Genomic DNA, 15772 nt, shown 5'->3' on the forward strand with positions numbered 1-15772 from the left:
AAACGGTCATCTGCAGCGTTACTGCCGGTGGCCGTTTTTGTTTACGGCAATTCTACATCGTAATTGTTTTTATTGAATTAAACTCCCTGCGATTAACGGTGTTGTTGGTTATATTCATCAGTAGATGAATTTTAGGAGTTAACGATGCCAGCAAAACCAGGAAGACCTAAGGGCGATCCGCAAACTCGCGCGGCGCTGGTGGACGCTGCCAGAGCGTGTTTTTTGCATAATGCCTATGAACGAGTATCAATTCGTGAACTTGCGCGTAGGGCAAATGTTGATGCAGCGATGATCCGATATTACTTTGGTTCAAAGGCCGGACTGTTTGAAACAATGGTGCGTGAAACCATTGCCCCTGTCGTCCAAATTCTCAAACATAATTTGAGTTGTGAACTGCACTCCCCGGAAGAGCTCATGCAGGCCTACTATCAGATGATGTCGGCCAATCCTGCGCTGCCACGGTTGATTTTTCAGGTGTTGAACAATCAGGGGGATAATGAGGCATTCACTATTCTCTCCACTGTTTTTCGGGAAATGTTGGGCAACGCCAGTGACTGGGTACGGCAGCTCGCCGCAAGACAACAACTTAACACTTCGCTTGACCCTCAATTGATCCGCCTTAGCTTTATCAGCCTCATGGTTTTTCCTTTAATTGCACCAAGAGTATTGATGCAGGAATTTGGCATGGAACTTACGGATGTATGGCTAACTAAGTTACTAAATCATAACCGTATTGTGATGCGCGAAGGGTTATTTAATCCTGATAATATGCCGCCCTCAGGGCTTGGAGAACACAAATGAAATACAAGCACATCTGCGGGCTATGGCTGCTGTTATTGACTGGGTGTTCCGGTGCGGATGAGGAACGTGCGATGGGAACCTTGGAGCGTGATCGCATGATCCTATCGGCACCGATAGCAGAACAGATCAGCAATATTGCGGTAACGGAAGGTCAACAGGTTAAGGCTGGTCAGCTGCTGTTGCAGTTAGACAGCCGTAATGCCAAAGCTACGGTTGCACAACGTCAGGCGGCTCTGGATCAGGTGACAGCTCAACTGCAACAGCTAGAAACGGGAGCCCGGGCAGAACAACTCGCGGCGGCTGAGGCAGCAATGCAGGCCGCTAAAGCGCAAGCCGAAGATGCCAATAAACAATTCCGTCGTGCCCAGGCGTTGTACCAGAAAAAGATGATAGGTAAGGCCGATCTGGATTCCGCCACCGCGCTAAAAAAACAGACACAAGCATTGACCGAGCAGGCGCAACAACAGTGGCTGGAACTAAAAAATGGTACTCGCAGCGAAGAGATTGCGCAGGCAAAAGCACAGGTTGATGAAGCAACCGCTGCACTTGCCTCGGCAGAAAAATCTCTGGCAGATCTGAGTTTAAAAGCGCCTAAAGCCGGTGAAGTCGATATCTTGCCCTGGAAAACCGGCGATAGAGTGGCTGCAGGCGTGCAGCTCGTGACCTTACTCGCTGCTGACCGAGCCTATGCGCGGGTTTATTTACCGCAAACGGCGTTGGGCAAAGTCCATAAGGGTGAGCAACTGCAAGTGTGGGTAGATGGCCGTCAACAACCGCTCATCGGTACCGTGAGTAATATCCGCAGCCAACCTGCATTTACCCCTTATTTTGCCTTAAATGAACGAGATCGCGCGCGGCTGATGTATCTCACCGATATCGATTTACCTGATGCTGCAAATTTGCCAGTAGGGATCGCGCTTGAGGTACGCTTACCATGAATGCTATGGACGCAGGTGAAGCGCTAACTGACGAGATAGCGATTAGCACCAAAGGGCTAACACGCCGATTTGGTGACCTGGTTGCCGTTAACCAGCTGGATCTGACCATTCCGAAAGGTACCATTTATGGATTCCTCGGACCCAATGGCAGTGGTAAATCCACGGTGATTCGTTTATTGACTGGATTGCTTGAGCCCAGTGACGGTGAAATCGCTATCTTGGGGCAGACGCTTAAAGGGCATGAGGAGCAACTCAAGAGTCGTATTGGCTATATGACGCAGAAATTTTCGCTGTATGAAAATCTGTCAGTGTTAGAAAACTTGCGATTTGTGGCTGCGATCTATGGCGTCCGCGGTAAATCCAGTCGAAGTCGCATTGATGAGTTATTGCAACAATATGGACTGGCTAACAGGCAACAGCAGTTAGCGGGCACCATGAGTGGTGGGCAGAAACAACGGTTAGCGCTAGCTTGTGCCACCTTACATCGTCCGGAACTATTGTTCCTGGATGAACCGACGTCGGCCGTCGATCCTCAGAACCGTCGGGACTTTTGGGAGCAACTTTTTGATCTTAGCGCTGCCGGGACCACTATTTTGGTGTCTACCCATTATATGGATGAAGCCGAGCGTTGCCATAAATTGGCGATTATGGAACACGGCATCAAACGTGCGGATGATACGCCAAGGCAATTGATGCAATCCATGGGCGCTAAAGTGATAGAGGTGAGTGGTGAGGGATTGCGTCAACTAAAGCAGCAGTTATCCACGCTGAAAGACGTTATTTCTGCCTCTCAGGCTGGCAGTCGTTTGCGGGTATTGGTGAATGATGCCCAACAGGATCCATTGGGCTTACTGCAACCGCTCTGCGGCAACCATCAACTTGAGGTGGTCAGGCCGAGCCTGGAAGATGTGTTTGTTACTTGTACCGGAGGCCGGCATGTGGGCTAGATTGCTCGCGATTATCACCAAAGAGTTGAAGCAGTTGGCGCGTGATCGCATGACATTTGGCATGATTGTGATGATCCCGTTATTACAGCTAATGCTCTTTGGCTATGCCATTAACACCGATGTTCGGCATGTGCCAGCCGGTATTGTAGATCTAAGTCAAAACAGCTACAGCAGAGCGTTATTACAGGCGCTGACCGCTTCGCAAGTAATAGATTTTAAACATCATTATTCATCTGCTGCCGCGGCGGAAAAAGCCATTACCAATGGTGAAGTGAAGGCGGTGTTGTATCTGCCTGCGGATTTTGGTGAACGTTTAGTTAATCATCCAGCCTTTGACAGCAAGCGTGAACGTTCTGCTGTGACGCGCCCGGTGGCGCAATGGCTGGTAGATGGTTCAGATACTATGGTGGCGGCCACCATTCGGGCATTGCGTACCATGCCATTGGACGAGTTGGCAAATCGCAGCGTGACTGCCGTGGTACCGACTTTTGAGGTGGTCGAGTATTTCAACCCAGAGCAGCGCTCGGTAGTGAACATTGTGCCAGGATTACTGGCGGTCATTCTGACCATGACCATGATTATGTTTACTTCGGCGGCCATTGTCCGGGAGCGGGAGCAGGGCAATATGGAGTTCTTGATTGCCACGCCAGTAAAACCGCTGGAACTGATGCTCGGCAAAATTATTCCCTATGTGTTAGTCGGGCTTATTCAGGTGACCATTATTCTTAGTGTGGGACATTGGGTGTTTGCGGTACCTGTGCGCGGGGGGCTGGACTCGTTGTTGCTGGCTTCTCTGCTGTTTATCTGTGCCAGTCTCACGTTGGGGTTAGTGATCAGTACGATTGCACAAACACAGTTACAGGCCATGCAGATGACCGTTTTTGTGCTGATGCCCTCTATTTTGCTATCAGGCTTTATGTTCCCTTACGAGGCCATGCCAGTGGCCGCACAGTGGATTGCTGAAGCGTTTCCGGCGACCCATTTTATACGGATGGTTCGTGGTGTGGTTTTACGGCAAGCTGAAGTGCTATCGCTTGGGAAAGATGCGCTATGGTTACTGGGATTCACTTGTGTCGGGGTATTGATCGCATCCAAACGTTTTCATAAACGTCTGGGATAAAAAAGATTGCTTTGTGTTTGGTAGGAGTCACAGTGGTTGACTCCTACTGGTGCTGATCACAAGCGTTATCACCCGGCGATGATTAACTACAGGATTATCATCACTATTTTTTTAAAAACGAAAGGCCAGATTTAAACCGAAGTAACGGCCTGTTTCACCATCTTTACCGACGGTTGGCGTCAGCAAAAAGTGGTTGGTGCTGTAACTGCCAATGAAAGCCCCCACGGCAAAACAACTGGCATCGAGTAATGCTTCGCCAGCCGTATTATCGCCTACGGCAAATTCACGTAACTCTTCCAGTGAACTCACTGCTGTTGGCACCCAAAATCCGTTCCATGCTCGGTTTTGTTCTGGCGCAATGTAATTGCTAAGCGCAGTGACGGCACTAGAGGTAAATACGCCGCCAGCGAAATGTCCTAACTCACTGTTTAAACTGGAATTACCGTTAGCAAAAGCGGGAGTTGAACACAGGAGCAAGCCGCAGACGACTAAACATGCTTTCATTGCTGCCTCACAGACGAACAGATGCTGTTCGCGGTAACTGGGTTTGGGACAGGATTGACGGCCGCGTGAACTGGTGGTTTACAACTGCGTCAATGGCTATGCAAAACCGAATTTACCCTTGGCATTCTTAACGAAATATTAAGATAAAAGAACAGTACTGTAAGATGTGACCCGACGCTGCAGTTTCGATAGTTCCGATCATTTGAGGACGCGAGCCTAAGCCAGTTAACGCTGACTCGGTTGGGGTACTGGCTGCGCGATCCTGTGACATTACGTAACAGATATAAAAACGCCGGCATAAACCGGCGTTCATATTGTTACTTCAGGTGCCCCGCGTTATGTAGCTGGCGCTGCGCCGCTGGCGGTGGGTTCCACTGATACATCCAGGTTTCAGACAGTGGTTGTCCGTCAGACTCCAAATACAGACGGATATTAATCGGGTCAGTACTTTCATCGGGTGGCACCAAATCAAACATCGCCCGGTAGCCATCAATCTCATGTAATGGTCTGGCAGATTCAATTTCTGTGCGACCTCGAGACACCGAAATAACGGCTTTCACCTCGGCATCTTTACTGAGCATTGGCAATGAACCGCCAGCAAAATCCACGACGAAACGTTTGCTGTAGTAAGGACGTTTTTTTCCAATGAGCCCGCCAATACCGGTAAAGGTGTCTACCACCTTAGCTTTGGGGGACTGCTGAGGTGGAATGCCGCCCCAATACATGTTGTAGCTAAACAGTAATTCTTGTCCGGCTTCTATAGGTTGCGCAGGATTCCAGAACGCCACGATGTTATCAAAGGTCTCATCCAGGGTTGGGATCTCTACCAACTGTACTGAACCTTTTCCCCAGTCACTGGTGGGCTCAATCCACAGACTTGGCCGCTTTTCATAAAACACGCCGTCGTCCTGATAATGGTCAAAATTACGGTCGCGTTGTAATAGACCAAAGCCCTTGGGATTATTGTCGCTGTAGGCGTTAAAACGCAATTCGGCGGGGTTATTCAAAGGTCGCCAAATCCACTCACCGTTACCTGTGTGCATCGCGAGACCATCTGAATCATGGATTTCTGGGCGCCAGTCATAGTCTGTGCGACGGTCATTCTCACCCACCATGTACATACTGGTTAATGGGGCGACACCAAGACGCGCGATGGCTTTACGTGGATAAATTGCCGCATCAACCTTCACTTTTAATCGGGCACCTGGCTGAATATCAAAACGATAGGCGCCAGTGACACTAGGCGAATCCATCAGCGCGTACACAGTGGTGACATCTGAATTGTTGGTGGGATGTTCCAGCCAGAAGTCGGTAAAGATTGGAAATTCTTCAGGATGATCCATGGCAGTATCGACTGCCAACCCTCTAGCCGATAGGCCATATTGCATTTCCTGCCCAACTGCGCGGAAATAACTGGCACCAAGAAAGGCTATAACGTCACGCTGCCAGTCGGTGTGGAATTGCATGCGAAATCCTGCAAATCCCAGATCTTTAGGTAAGGCTTTGCCATCCACTTTCGACTTGCCATAGTCAAACAAGGAAGGGGAATACTTGATGGGAGTAGCTTTGCCATTTTGCAGTTCATACATTTGCACCGGCGTGTCAAAATATAACCCTAAATGGAACAGCTCTGCCCGAAAGTTTACGTCGTCATTACGCCATAACGCGGCTTTTTTCTTGAAGTGCAGCTGTTGGTAATCATCCCAGTCAAGATGTTGCAGGCTGCTGGGTAATTCCCCTTTATGACTGACGTAGGGTTCGGTAGCCAAGTTACGGGCAAAACCCTTTAGCCAAGCATAATCGAAGGTTTCACCCTCTTTGGGTGTTACCTGCAGCCCGACAGCACATGCTGACAGACTTAATAGCAAACTGCAGGAAATCAGCAAGCCACGACTCAAATTGCGCAAGCGAAGCTTTACTTTGCGAACTGCCGAGGCGTCCTTAAAGGTATTAAAGGATGAATTGTTAAAAGTTTCTGTCGCAGACAATAAATTGAATGGCATAAGCAGACTCTGGGTTATGTGACTTTCCGGTATCTCCCGTAACAACGGGGTTCCTTACAAATTATTTTACAGGTAATGACAAAACCTGTAGAGGTGCAGAGACGTTAACATTAGTTGTAATCTGCATATATTCAGTACGCCAGAAATCTAGCACAAATTTGACAGAATGGAATGGTCTATCTGATTGAGATTCAGCAAAAAGCAGTTTTCTAACAGTGTTGTAAATAACAAAAGCTAATTGTTTTCTTTATGTTAAACACATTGAGAGACAAAAATATAAAAGCCACCTCAAGCGGAGGTGGCTTTTAGGTGAGTAACATCAACAATTAGTGAATATCGATCTGATGTTTTACGTCAGCTTTCACTTCAATTTTGGGCAGTGTTAAATACAACATGCCGTTGTCGAATTTTGCATCAATAGCATTGTCATCGACATTATCTGGTAACTGGAAACGACGAACAAACTGACCGTAAAATCTCTCGGTCATATGCTGTTTATCATCTGTGTGTTCATGTTTACGTTCGCCGGAGATCACTAAGCAGCCATCTTCTATATTGAGGCTGATATCTTCTTTTTTCATTTCCGGCAGTTCTACCTTCAACAGGTAGTTATCAGCATTTTCGCTGATATCGGTGGCCGGCAACCAGTGACGTTCTCCGGCCATAAACGGATTTGTCCAGTTAGCCAGTGAACCAAAACGACTGAACAGATTGTCGAATTCTTCTGCAGGATTCCAAGGACGTAATTTCATATTGACCTCCTTATGTGATGTCATCCCAAGGTGATTCAACCTTTCGGTAATCCCTCGATTACCTGATTGTAATATGGTACCAAACACTATTTTTTCAAGGTAAAGACCATGATTTTTTTATGGTATTTTTCCATAAAAAGCGATTACTTATAAAAAATTAAAGGCAGGATTATTCCTGCCTTTAATCAGTAACTTAATCTATATGATTCAGGCCTATGCCGCCCCTTTCATTGCTTTGACAAAAGCGCCTAGTTGTTCCAGCATCAGCGCCGGATTATCCAGATTCGCGGCAATAATTTTTACTACCGCAGAACCCGAGATGGCTCCGGCTGCACCGGCTTCGATAGCCGCCTTGACCTGGGCGGGTTCCGCAATGCCGAAACCTAACAGCGGCGGCGGAGCATCAAATTGTTTTAGTGAATCAAGAATTTCATGAACTGGCATCCCCGCTTTGTTTTCAGCTCCGGTGACACCGGCACGTGATAGCAGATAGGTATATCCTTCCGCCGTTCTGGCAACCAACGCCAACGTATCATGATCTGCATTTGGCGGTGCGATAAAAATGGGCGCGATCCCCACGCTTTTAGCTGCCGTAACAAATGGCGCAGATTCTTCTACAGGAACATCTGCAACCAGGACGGAGTCAACGCCTGCGGCTTTAGCTCGTTGGTAGAAATTGAGTATGCCGTTGGCGTACACCAGATTGGCATATAGCAGCAGACCAATTGGAAGTTCGGGATATTTAGCGCGGATCTGCGCAATCATCTCAAAGCAAAGAGTAGGGGTCGTGCCACTGTGTAATGCCCGAAGATTGGCTCCCTGGATCACGGGGCCATCTGCCAGTGGGTCGGAAAAAGGAAAGCCCAGTTCCAGACAATCGGCGCCATTAGCAACCAAAGTATCCACAATCGCCAGGGACTGCTCAGGATTAGGATCTCCCAGCGTTACAAAGGGAACAAATGCTCCGCGTTTTTCCGCAGCAAGACGGGAAAAACACGCTTGGTAACGTGTACTCATGTTAAACCTCCTGGCTGGCTTCGCGGGCAGCCAGTATGTCTGAAACAGTAAAAATGTCTTTGTCGCCACGACCAGAAAGGTTCACTACCAGAATGGTGTCTTCGGTGCATTCTTTGGCATAACGCAACGCATAAGCGACTGCGTGAGCGGATTCCAGTGCCGGAATGATACCTTCATGGCGCGCTAGCAGCTGGAACGCTTCCAATGCTTCATCATCGGTGGCTGATTCATAATTGGCACGACCGGATGCATAAAGATAGGCGTGTTGAGGTCCTACAGATGGGAAGTCTAGCCCGGCAGAGATGGAGTAGGATTCTTCAATCTGTCCTTCGTTATCCTGCATCAACGGCGATTTCATCCCAAGATAAATCCCCAGTTTGCCATGGCGTAATGGTGCACCATGCATGCCGCTTTCGATGCCTTTTCCGGCTGGCTCAACGCCGATAAGTTTGACAGAAGGCTCATCGATGAAATCAGCAAACATGCCAATAGCGTTGGAACCACCCCCAACACAGGCAATAACGGCATCAGGCAATCTGCCTTCGCGTTCTTGCAACTGGCGTTTGGTTTCTTCACCAATCATCTTTTGAAATTCTCTGACGATGGTCGGGAAGGGATGCGGACCGGCGGCTGTTCCTAAAAGATAATGGGCACGCTCATAGCTACCTGACCAGTCACGCATGGCTTCGTTACAGGCATCTTTCAAGGTGGATGAGCCAGAATGTACGGGGATTACGTCTGCCCCCATCAGTCGCATCCGGAATACGTTAGGGCTTTGGCGGTCAACGTCTTTTGCGCCCATATAGATCCGGCATTTCAGACCGAGTAATGCACAGACCAGCGCGGTAGCCACACCATGTTGTCCTGCACCGGTTTCTGCGATAATTTCAGTTTTGCCCATGCGTTTAGCCAGCAATGCCTGACCGATCACCTGATTGGTTTTATGAGCACCGCCATGCAGCAGGTCTTCACGCTTGAGGTAAATTTTTACTTTAGGATTTGGTGACAGATTGCGGGTCAGCGTTAATGCAGTGGGTCGCCCAGCATAGTTTTTCAGCAGATCCTGAAATTCTTCCTGAAATGCTGGGTCCTGGCGCGCTTCTACAAATGCCCGCTCCAGCTGTTTGAGGGCTGGCATCAGAATTTGCGGTACGTACATACCGCCGAATTCCCCAAAGTAGGGGTTGAGTATCGTCTCGCTCATGATTTTAATTCCTTCGCCGCGGCGTACCGCAGTCAATCTTTTGGTTTACGCCCTGACGGCTGCCAGTACGTCGTAAATTTTGTCACTGTCTTTGATACCGGGAGCCACTTCCACACCCGAATTAAAGTCCAGTCCGAAGAATCCTTGTTCTGCCGCTTCAGCGGCATTATCCGGTCCCAAACCACCGGCCAACATCGCATCTGCTTTACTAGGCAGTGGTTGCTGCCAGTTAAACGCTTTACCGGTACCACCAAAACTGGCCCCGGTTTTACTGTCGTAAAGAACACGGTCAGCATGAGCGGGGATACTGATGGCTGCCGTTTCTCCCTCGGCGTTTACCGGAATGGCTTTCCAAATTTCAGTGGCACTCATGCCAGCGTTGTCGAGGCCCTCACGCAGTCTGGCAAGCGCCGTGTCATCCTCTTTTCCATGCAGTTGCACGGCATCTAGTTTAAGTGCTACGGCAACGGTAACGATTTCACTTGTCGGGGCATCAACGAATACGCCTACCAGCAACAAGTGTTGTTTCTGTTCGCGATTACTTTTTGCTAACTCAAGAGCCTGTTCCAGCGTAACTTTTCTGGAAGATTGTGGGGCAAAAATCAATCCGCCATAAACGGCACCGGCATCAGCCGCAGCGTGCAGGTCGCTACTGCGGGTAATGCCGCAGACTTTGTTGTGACCAAAAATAAGTTTGCGGCAGGCTAAATCTAAATCATCCTCTGCCATCAGCGAGCTCCCTACCAGAAAACCGTTCACCAAAGGTGCCAGTTGTCTGACATCGGCATGGGTGTAGATCCCCGACTCACTGATCACCAGCATGTCTTTAGGTAATTTGGGGGCTAGTCGCTCAGTATTGACAATATTCGTAGTCAAATCTCGCAGATTACGGTTGTTGATCCCTACCAGTGGTGCATTTAGCGCAATGGCACGATGTAGTTCTTCCTCGTTGGAGACTTCAGTAAGAATATCCAGTCTGTATTTGGCAGCTTCGGCCGCCAATTGCCGGTATTGCACGTTATCTAAAACTGACAACATCAGCAGAATTGCATCAGCGCCCTGATGTGCCGCTAGTTTTATCTGGTAAGGCGAAATAAAGAAGTCCTTGCACAGGATCGGTTGGTCCACCTGGCTGCGTACCAACGGGATAAAATCAAAATCCCCCTGGAAAAATTGCTCATCAGTCAACACTGATACGGCGCTGGCATAATGGCTGTATGTCGCCGCAATTGACTGTGGATCAAAATCATCACGAATAAGCCCTTTAGAAGGACTGGCCTTTTTGCATTCCAGAATAAAACTGGCCTTTGGACCACTAAGCGCGCGGTAAAGACTGCGATGTGATATTTGTGGTCGCAGACTTTCTTCTGGAAAGCGTTTTTTCAGACTAGCGATATGTTCAGTTTTGGTGTCGACAATGCGAGTTAACACATTACTCATTGATCGTCTCCAGTTGACTCCCTGTTGCCAGTTGCTGCACGAGAATGGCGGCGCGGCCGGAATCGATTGTTTGCAGAGCCAGCAAGGTTGCTGCACGTAAATTGTCTGCGAGGCCACTGATATACAGGGCGCAGGCGGCGTTGATTGCAACTGCATTTCGCTGGGCAGTTGTACCTTTACCGTTGAGAACCGCCAAAGTGATAGCCGCGTTATCTGCTGGCGTACCGCCTTCCAGCGCGTCAATCGTCGCGGTGGCGACGCCAAAATCCGCGGGTGTCAGGCGATATTCGGTTATCTTGTCGTCCTTTAGTTCAGCGACCAAGGTTTCACCATGCAGTGCTACTTCATCCAGTCCGGCACCATGGACGACCATGGCACGTTTTACACCCAGCGCTTGTAACACTCCGGCAATCGGAGCGACCAACGCTGGACTATAAACACCCAGCAACATGTAATCTGGGCGTGCAGGATTAATAAGCGGGCCCAATACGTTAAATACGGTGCGGGTCTTTAGTGCCTGACGCACAGGTACTGCGTGACGAACACCACCATGATAGTGAGGTGCAAACAGAAAACAGATCCCCATGTCACTAAGACAATGGGCGGCAGTCTCAGGCGACATAGTGAGCTTAATTCCCAGCTCTGACAATAGATCGGATGCACCGGATTTACTCGATACGCCACGATTTCCATGCTTGGCAACTTTGGCACCGGCGGCGGCAGCCACGAAACAGGCGGTCGTGGAAATATTAATGGTGTTATGTCCATCGCCACCAGTACCGACGATATCAATAACGCCCTTGCCACTCATCGGGAAAGGCTTTGCTGCTGCCAGCAGTGCATCGGCAGCACCGCTGATTTCGTCAATGGTTTCACCTTTGATTTTTAACGCTATCAATAACGCTGAAATAGCGGCTTCACTGAGTTCTCCCGCGATCAGCGGTGCGAATAGCGCTTTTGACTGACTGCGACTAAGTGACTGTCCCGCATATAGTTGCTCCATTAAAGGTTGGATATCAGGCATTACGACTCTCCCTGCGATCAAACGTTAAATATTGCAGGGTCTGCACCAGCAAAGTACTGCCCTGGGTGGTGAGAATAGATTCTGGGTGGAACTGAAAGCCGACAGATGCATGTTGTTTATGTTGCACTGCCATGGGCATACCATCATAACTGGCGATCACTTCTAGGCATTCTGGCACTTCAGTGGCTACCAGAGAGTGATAACGGGCAACCGGCAGCGGAGATGGCAACCCGTCAAAGACCCCCTTCGTGCTGTGTTCAACCGGGCTGGATTTTCCATGAACAATCTGACCCGCACGGCCTACCTTCCCGCCGTAATATTCGACCAATGCCTGATGTCCAAGGCAGATCCCTAAAATCGGGAGTTTGCCAGCGACTTTATCTATTAACTGTAACATGCAGCCAGCTTCCGATGGGGCGCCTGGACCGGGCGACAATACCAAGGCTGCTTGTACTGGTTCAGTCAACATCTTTTCCGCGATGGTATCGGCGCTGATGTCGTTACGATAAATGACCACTTCGAACCCGAGACTACGAAACTGATCAACGAGGTTATAGGTAAATGAGTCAAAGTTATCGAGCAGATAGATTTTCATAGGCCACCTCCCAACTTAATGGCACTGATAACGGCCTGAGCTTTCTGCCGGGTTTCTTCTGCTTCGGCTAAAGGTTCAGAATCATAAACGACACCCGCCCCCGCTTGGATGTATGCGGTATCTTCGCTGACAAAGGCAGAACGAATCACAATACAGGTATCGATGTCGCCCAGTCCGTTGATATATCCTACGGCCCCGCCATAACTGCCTCGACGCTTTTGTTCGACACTCCGGACAAGTTGTGCGGCACGTACTTTGGGGGCACCTACGAGTGTGCCCATATTCATACACGCCTGATAAGCGTGCAGGGCATCAAGGTCACTGCGTAATTGCCCGGTAACGCGACTGACCAAATGCATCACGTGAGAATATCTGTCAACTTTAAGTAAATCCGACACTTTACGAGTACCACTTTCACTGATCCTGGCAATGTCATTACGAGCCAAGTCAACCAGCATAATGTGTTCTGCTAATTCCTTTTTATCGAGCCGTAATTCCAGTTCTATACGACCATCGAGGTCAGCATCAATGTTACCGTCAGCATCTTTGCCGCGTTTACGAGTCCCGGCAATTGGGTACATCTCTACCTGATTAGTGTGAGTCTCGTATTTCACGGCACTTTCTGGCGATGCGCCGAAGAGCGTGAAGTCAGCGGTGCGTAAATAAAACATGTATGGGCTGGGATTGGTGAGTCTCAGTGCCCGATAAGCCCCCAGCGTGTTGGGGCAGGGCAGTTGAAAACAACGAGAGGGCACTACCTGAAAAATATCACCCGCGCGGATATGTTCTTTAAGTTGCTCTACTTGGGCACCATATTCAGCGTCACTGATGTTAGCTGACACTTCAGTACGGACACCTCGCAATGGTGGAACTTCTGACGGCTGTTGGCACAGTTCTATAATCTCAGCGACTCGCTGGTCTAGCTTCTTGGTGATTTTGTTATCCTGGCTGAACGCATGGGTAACAATCTCGGCATCCTGCCGTTGATGATCTACTACGATAAGCGTTTCAGCGAGATAGAATAGATAATCAGGGCAGTGATTATCACTATTAGCGACTTCTTGTAATGGTTCAACAGTGGCAATCAGGTCGTAACCAAGCACACCGCCTAAAAACAAGCCTTCAAAACAATCCTCACCGGCCATGCGGATACCTTGCTGCAGCACACGCAATCCTTCAAGGGGAGACAGCGCTTTAAGGCGAGCATCTTCATCAAGTTCACCAACTGCTTTAGCGAAGGTGACAATCAACAAGCGGTTGCTTTCACTGATGTTGGCCAGTGGTTTGAAGTATTGTGCAATGGCAGGTAACAAGGTTGCGCCATTTTCGGTGAGAGCACTGAAGCTGACGGTTTGTCCCATGCAGGTAATGCTCAAGGCGGCGTCAGTGATAATAAAGCTCTTTAGGTGGTCTTTACTTTCAATTTCAGCAGATTCCAGCAACATAGTGTGTGGTTTGTCATTGGTAATCTGTTTGTAAAGTCGCAGCGGATCATCCTGGTAGGGAAGCGGTTGCTTACGATAGTTGACCGTGGCAATTTGCTTAAATCTGCTCATTTTTCCGTCCTGTGTTGCATTGCGTTTTACCCTTTCTGCAGCTCTTCTTGGGTTAAAAACGAAAGAAGCCCGCAATTTTGCGGGCTTCTTTGTTGAATCTTGCTGTCTCGTTTGAATACAGCGCTTCACACCACCCGCGTTAAGGGGAGTGCCACCACCATACGATGTTAAGAGAAGCGATGTTATACATGACGAAATAATCCAGCTCAGTAATTGGCTTATAGAAAACCGCAGACAGCAGGTAATGTCAACGACTTATTACTAACTTTTTGAAAATATTGTGCGCTGTAAACAAGATAAATCGCATTTGTACAACAAACTCAAGTACAATAAGCAGATGATTACTGAACAATCTTGTATCGATCTGCACTGCCATAGCACAGCCTCCGACGGAGCGTTGTCTCCTGCCGAACTTATCACCCGGGCAAAAACTAACGGTGTAGATGTATTAGCCATTACCGACCACGATACGGTCGCGGGCTTAACTATTGCCAAGCAGTTTAATCTTGGCTTGTCTCAACCAATAACGCTGGTCAATGGCGTAGAGATCTCAACCCATTGGCATGCTTATGATATCCATATTGTGGGCCTGGCATTTGATTGCCATTATCCGCCGTTATTAGCGTTTCTTGAGCGGCAACGTTGTTTGCGTAACGAACGGGCGCAAGAGATTGGTCATCGGCTTGAGAAAGCTGGGATTATGGGCGCTTATCAAGGAGCCCAGGCATTAGCGGGGGACGCAGCATTGAGTCGCGGACACTATGCCCGTTATCTGGTGCAGGCGGGGATTGTTGATGACATTGGTAAAGTGTTTAAACGTTATTTAGCCCGCGGTAAAACCGGTTATGTGCCTAATAACTGGGGCGATATGCGAAGTGCGATCGACGTGATCCATGCCGCTGGTGGCATCGCGGTGCTAGCGCATGCGAGTGGTTACCAGCTTAAGGGGAAGTGGTTAAAGAAACTTGTCAGAGAGTTTAAAGAAGCCGGTGGTGATGCCATGGAAGTGGTCTTAGGGCAACAATCACCTGAAGATTTAGTGCAGTTGGCTCAGTTGGCAAACCTGAATGGTTTGAAAGCGTCAGTTGGCAGCGATTTTCATTTTCCAGGCCGCTGGCTGGAACTTGGAAAAAATTTACGTCGGCCCAAGGGGTTAGAATGGGTTTGGCAGAGTGAGCAATGGACAGTTAAACAATGAGTCAGTTTTTTTATGTACATGAGGTGAATCCTCAGCCGCGTCTGATCAATCAGACCGTGAATATACTCAAAAATGGGGGGGTTATCGTTTATCCCACCGATTCCGGTTATGCCTTGGGTTGTATGATTGGCAACAAAGACGCAATGACTCGCATTGCCCGGATCCGTCAGCTAGGTGATAACCATGAGTTTACCTTGGTGTGCCGTGATCTTTCTGAATTATCCACTTATGCGCGAGTAGATAATCAGGCGTTTCGAGTGTTAAAAAACAACACCCCTGGTCCCTACACCTTCATTTTTAAAGCCACTAAAGAAGTACCTCGGCGGTTGCAGAACGAGAAAAAGCGCACCATCGGTATCCGTGTACCGGACAACGTGATCGCGCTGGCGTTACTGGAGGTGCTTGGTGAGCCTTTAATGTCGACGACCTTGGTACTTCCCGGCAATGATGTCGCGGAATCCGATCCGGAAATAATCCGCGATGAGCTAGAGCATCAAGTCGATGCCATTGTCGCTGGTGGTTATCTTGGCGAAAAGCCCACTACGGTTATCGACATGTCCGAAGACGGTATGGAAATCGTCCGTGAAGGCGCGGGGGATATTTCGCCGTTTCTTTAACCATGATTACCCGCTATAATCGCGCGCTCGTCAGCGCCCTGACAAAGAGGAAAATG

Annotated in this window: 15 protein-coding genes; 6 read left to right on the forward strand and 9 right to left on the reverse strand. The window is 48.9% G+C overall.

Annotated elements, in window-relative coordinates; genetic code table 11:
- The first annotated feature begins 144 nt into the window (after window positions 1-144).
- From PY479_RS12500 to PY479_RS12515, 4 genes are read left to right on the forward strand one after another with little or no spacing between them, the layout of a single operon-like run.
- A complete protein-coding gene (locus PY479_RS12500; RefSeq protein ID WP_275483968.1) occupies window positions 145-801 on the forward strand; it encodes a TetR/AcrR family transcriptional regulator in 657 nt (218 codons plus the stop codon).
- Window positions 798-1739: an HlyD family efflux transporter periplasmic adaptor subunit gene (locus tag PY479_RS12505; RefSeq protein WP_275483969.1), complete on the forward strand. Its 942-nt coding sequence runs from the start codon at window positions 798-800 to the stop codon at window positions 1737-1739. Before PY479_RS12500 ends, PY479_RS12505 begins: the two co-directional genes overlap by 4 nt.
- A complete protein-coding gene (locus PY479_RS12510) occupies window positions 1736-2686 on the forward strand; it encodes an ABC transporter ATP-binding protein (RefSeq protein WP_275483970.1) in 951 nt (316 codons plus the stop codon). Before PY479_RS12505 ends, PY479_RS12510 begins: the two co-directional genes overlap by 4 nt.
- The gene (locus PY479_RS12515; RefSeq protein ID WP_275483971.1) at window positions 2676-3806 is read left to right on the forward strand and encodes an ABC transporter permease; all 1131 of its coding nucleotides are present in this window, start codon (window positions 2676-2678) and stop codon (window positions 3804-3806) included. Before PY479_RS12510 ends, PY479_RS12515 begins: the two co-directional genes overlap by 11 nt.
- A gap of 111 nt (window positions 3807-3917) precedes the next feature.
- Here PY479_RS12515 and PY479_RS12520 read toward each other — a convergent pair whose 3' ends face one another.
- The 9 genes from PY479_RS12520 to PY479_RS12560 form a co-directional block, all read right to left on the reverse strand.
- The gene (locus PY479_RS12520) at window positions 3918-4310 is read right to left on the reverse strand and encodes a hypothetical protein (protein ID WP_275483972.1); all 393 of its coding nucleotides are present in this window, start codon (window positions 4308-4310) and stop codon (window positions 3918-3920) included.
- A 317-nt stretch (window positions 4311-4627) separates the two neighbouring features.
- Window positions 4628-6313, reverse strand: coding sequence for a glucan biosynthesis protein D (locus PY479_RS12525; protein ID WP_212596160.1), 1686 nt, complete (start codon window positions 6311-6313; stop codon window positions 4628-4630).
- 326 nt (window positions 6314-6639) lie between these two features.
- A complete protein-coding gene (locus tag PY479_RS12530; protein WP_275483973.1) occupies window positions 6640-7065 on the reverse strand; it encodes an Hsp20/alpha crystallin family protein in 426 nt (141 codons plus the stop codon).
- Window positions 7066-7278: 213 nt separating this feature from the next.
- Entirely contained in the window at window positions 7279-8082 is an 804-nt protein-coding gene (trpA, locus tag PY479_RS12535) for a tryptophan synthase subunit alpha (protein ID WP_212596162.1), read from the reverse strand.
- 1 nt (window position 8083) lies between these two features.
- On the reverse strand, window positions 8084-9286 hold the full coding sequence (gene trpB, locus PY479_RS12540) for a tryptophan synthase subunit beta (RefSeq protein WP_275483974.1): 1203 nt from the start codon (window positions 9284-9286) through the stop codon (window positions 8084-8086).
- Between the two features lie 45 nt (window positions 9287-9331).
- On the reverse strand, window positions 9332-10726 hold the full coding sequence (trpCF, locus tag PY479_RS12545; protein ID WP_275483975.1) for a bifunctional indole-3-glycerol-phosphate synthase TrpC/phosphoribosylanthranilate isomerase TrpF: 1395 nt from the start codon (window positions 10724-10726) through the stop codon (window positions 9332-9334).
- Complete coding sequence (gene trpD, locus PY479_RS12550; RefSeq protein ID WP_212596165.1) at window positions 10719-11750, reverse strand: anthranilate phosphoribosyltransferase; 1032 nt, start codon at window positions 11748-11750, stop codon at window positions 10719-10721. The genes trpCF and trpD overlap by 8 nt, the downstream gene beginning before the upstream one ends.
- A complete protein-coding gene (locus PY479_RS12555) occupies window positions 11743-12345 on the reverse strand; it encodes an aminodeoxychorismate/anthranilate synthase component II (RefSeq protein ID WP_275483976.1) in 603 nt (200 codons plus the stop codon). The genes trpD and PY479_RS12555 overlap by 8 nt, the downstream gene beginning before the upstream one ends.
- The gene (locus PY479_RS12560; protein WP_212596167.1) at window positions 12342-13901 is read right to left on the reverse strand and encodes an anthranilate synthase component 1; all 1560 of its coding nucleotides are present in this window, start codon (window positions 13899-13901) and stop codon (window positions 12342-12344) included. The genes PY479_RS12555 and PY479_RS12560 overlap by 4 nt, the downstream gene beginning before the upstream one ends.
- Before the next feature lie 337 nt (window positions 13902-14238).
- Here PY479_RS12560 and PY479_RS12565 point away from each other — a divergent pair, with 337 nt between their 5' ends.
- Both PY479_RS12565 and PY479_RS12570 read left to right on the forward strand, forming a co-directional pair.
- The gene (locus PY479_RS12565) at window positions 14239-15099 is read left to right on the forward strand and encodes a PHP domain-containing protein (RefSeq protein ID WP_275483977.1); all 861 of its coding nucleotides are present in this window, start codon (window positions 14239-14241) and stop codon (window positions 15097-15099) included.
- Window positions 15096-15716 carry an L-threonylcarbamoyladenylate synthase gene (locus PY479_RS12570; RefSeq protein ID WP_212596169.1) on the forward strand — a complete coding sequence of 207 codons (621 nt, stop codon included), beginning with the start codon at window positions 15096-15098 and terminating at the stop codon, window positions 15714-15716. The genes PY479_RS12565 and PY479_RS12570 overlap by 4 nt, the downstream gene beginning before the upstream one ends.
- Window positions 15717-15772 lie beyond the last annotated feature (56 nt).

The organism is Shewanella sp. A32, from assembly GCF_029167175.1.
GTDB lineage: Bacteria > Pseudomonadota > Gammaproteobacteria > Enterobacterales > Shewanellaceae > Shewanella > Shewanella yunxiaonensis.

Excerpts from the sequence above, each read along its gene's own strand:
- PY479_RS12525 (WP_212596160.1), bottom strand. The coding sequence starts at position 6,313 with ATGCCATTCAATTTATTGTCTGCGACAGAAACTTTTAACAATTCATCC.
- PY479_RS12570 (WP_212596169.1), top strand. The coding sequence starts at position 15,096 with ATGAGTCAGTTTTTTTATGTACATGAGGTGAATCCTCAGCCGCGTCTG.
- trpA (WP_212596162.1), bottom strand. The coding sequence starts at position 8,082 with ATGAGTACACGTTACCAAGCGTGTTTTTCCCGTCTTGCTGCGGAAAAA.
- trpB (WP_275483974.1), bottom strand. The coding sequence starts at position 9,286 with ATGAGCGAGACGATACTCAACCCCTACTTTGGGGAATTCGGCGGTATG.
- PY479_RS12500 (WP_275483968.1), top strand. The coding sequence starts at position 145 with ATGCCAGCAAAACCAGGAAGACCTAAGGGCGATCCGCAAACTCGCGCG.
- PY479_RS12505 (WP_275483969.1), top strand. The coding sequence starts at position 798 with ATGAAATACAAGCACATCTGCGGGCTATGGCTGCTGTTATTGACTGGG.
- PY479_RS12515 (WP_275483971.1), top strand. The coding sequence starts at position 2,676 with ATGTGGGCTAGATTGCTCGCGATTATCACCAAAGAGTTGAAGCAGTTG.
- trpCF (WP_275483975.1), bottom strand. The coding sequence starts at position 10,726 with ATGAGTAATGTGTTAACTCGCATTGTCGACACCAAAACTGAACATATC.
- PY479_RS12560 (WP_212596167.1), bottom strand. The coding sequence starts at position 13,901 with ATGAGCAGATTTAAGCAAATTGCCACGGTCAACTATCGTAAGCAACCG.
- PY479_RS12530 (WP_275483973.1), bottom strand. The coding sequence starts at position 7,065 with ATGAAATTACGTCCTTGGAATCCTGCAGAAGAATTCGACAATCTGTTC.
- PY479_RS12555 (WP_275483976.1), bottom strand. The coding sequence starts at position 12,345 with ATGAAAATCTATCTGCTCGATAACTTTGACTCATTTACCTATAACCTC.
- PY479_RS12565 (WP_275483977.1), top strand. The coding sequence starts at position 14,239 with ATGATTACTGAACAATCTTGTATCGATCTGCACTGCCATAGCACAGCC.
- PY479_RS12520 (WP_275483972.1), bottom strand. The coding sequence starts at position 4,310 with ATGAAAGCATGTTTAGTCGTCTGCGGCTTGCTCCTGTGTTCAACTCCC.
- trpD (WP_212596165.1), bottom strand. The coding sequence starts at position 11,750 with ATGCCTGATATCCAACCTTTAATGGAGCAACTATATGCGGGACAGTCA.
- PY479_RS12510 (WP_275483970.1), top strand. The coding sequence starts at position 1,736 with ATGAATGCTATGGACGCAGGTGAAGCGCTAACTGACGAGATAGCGATT.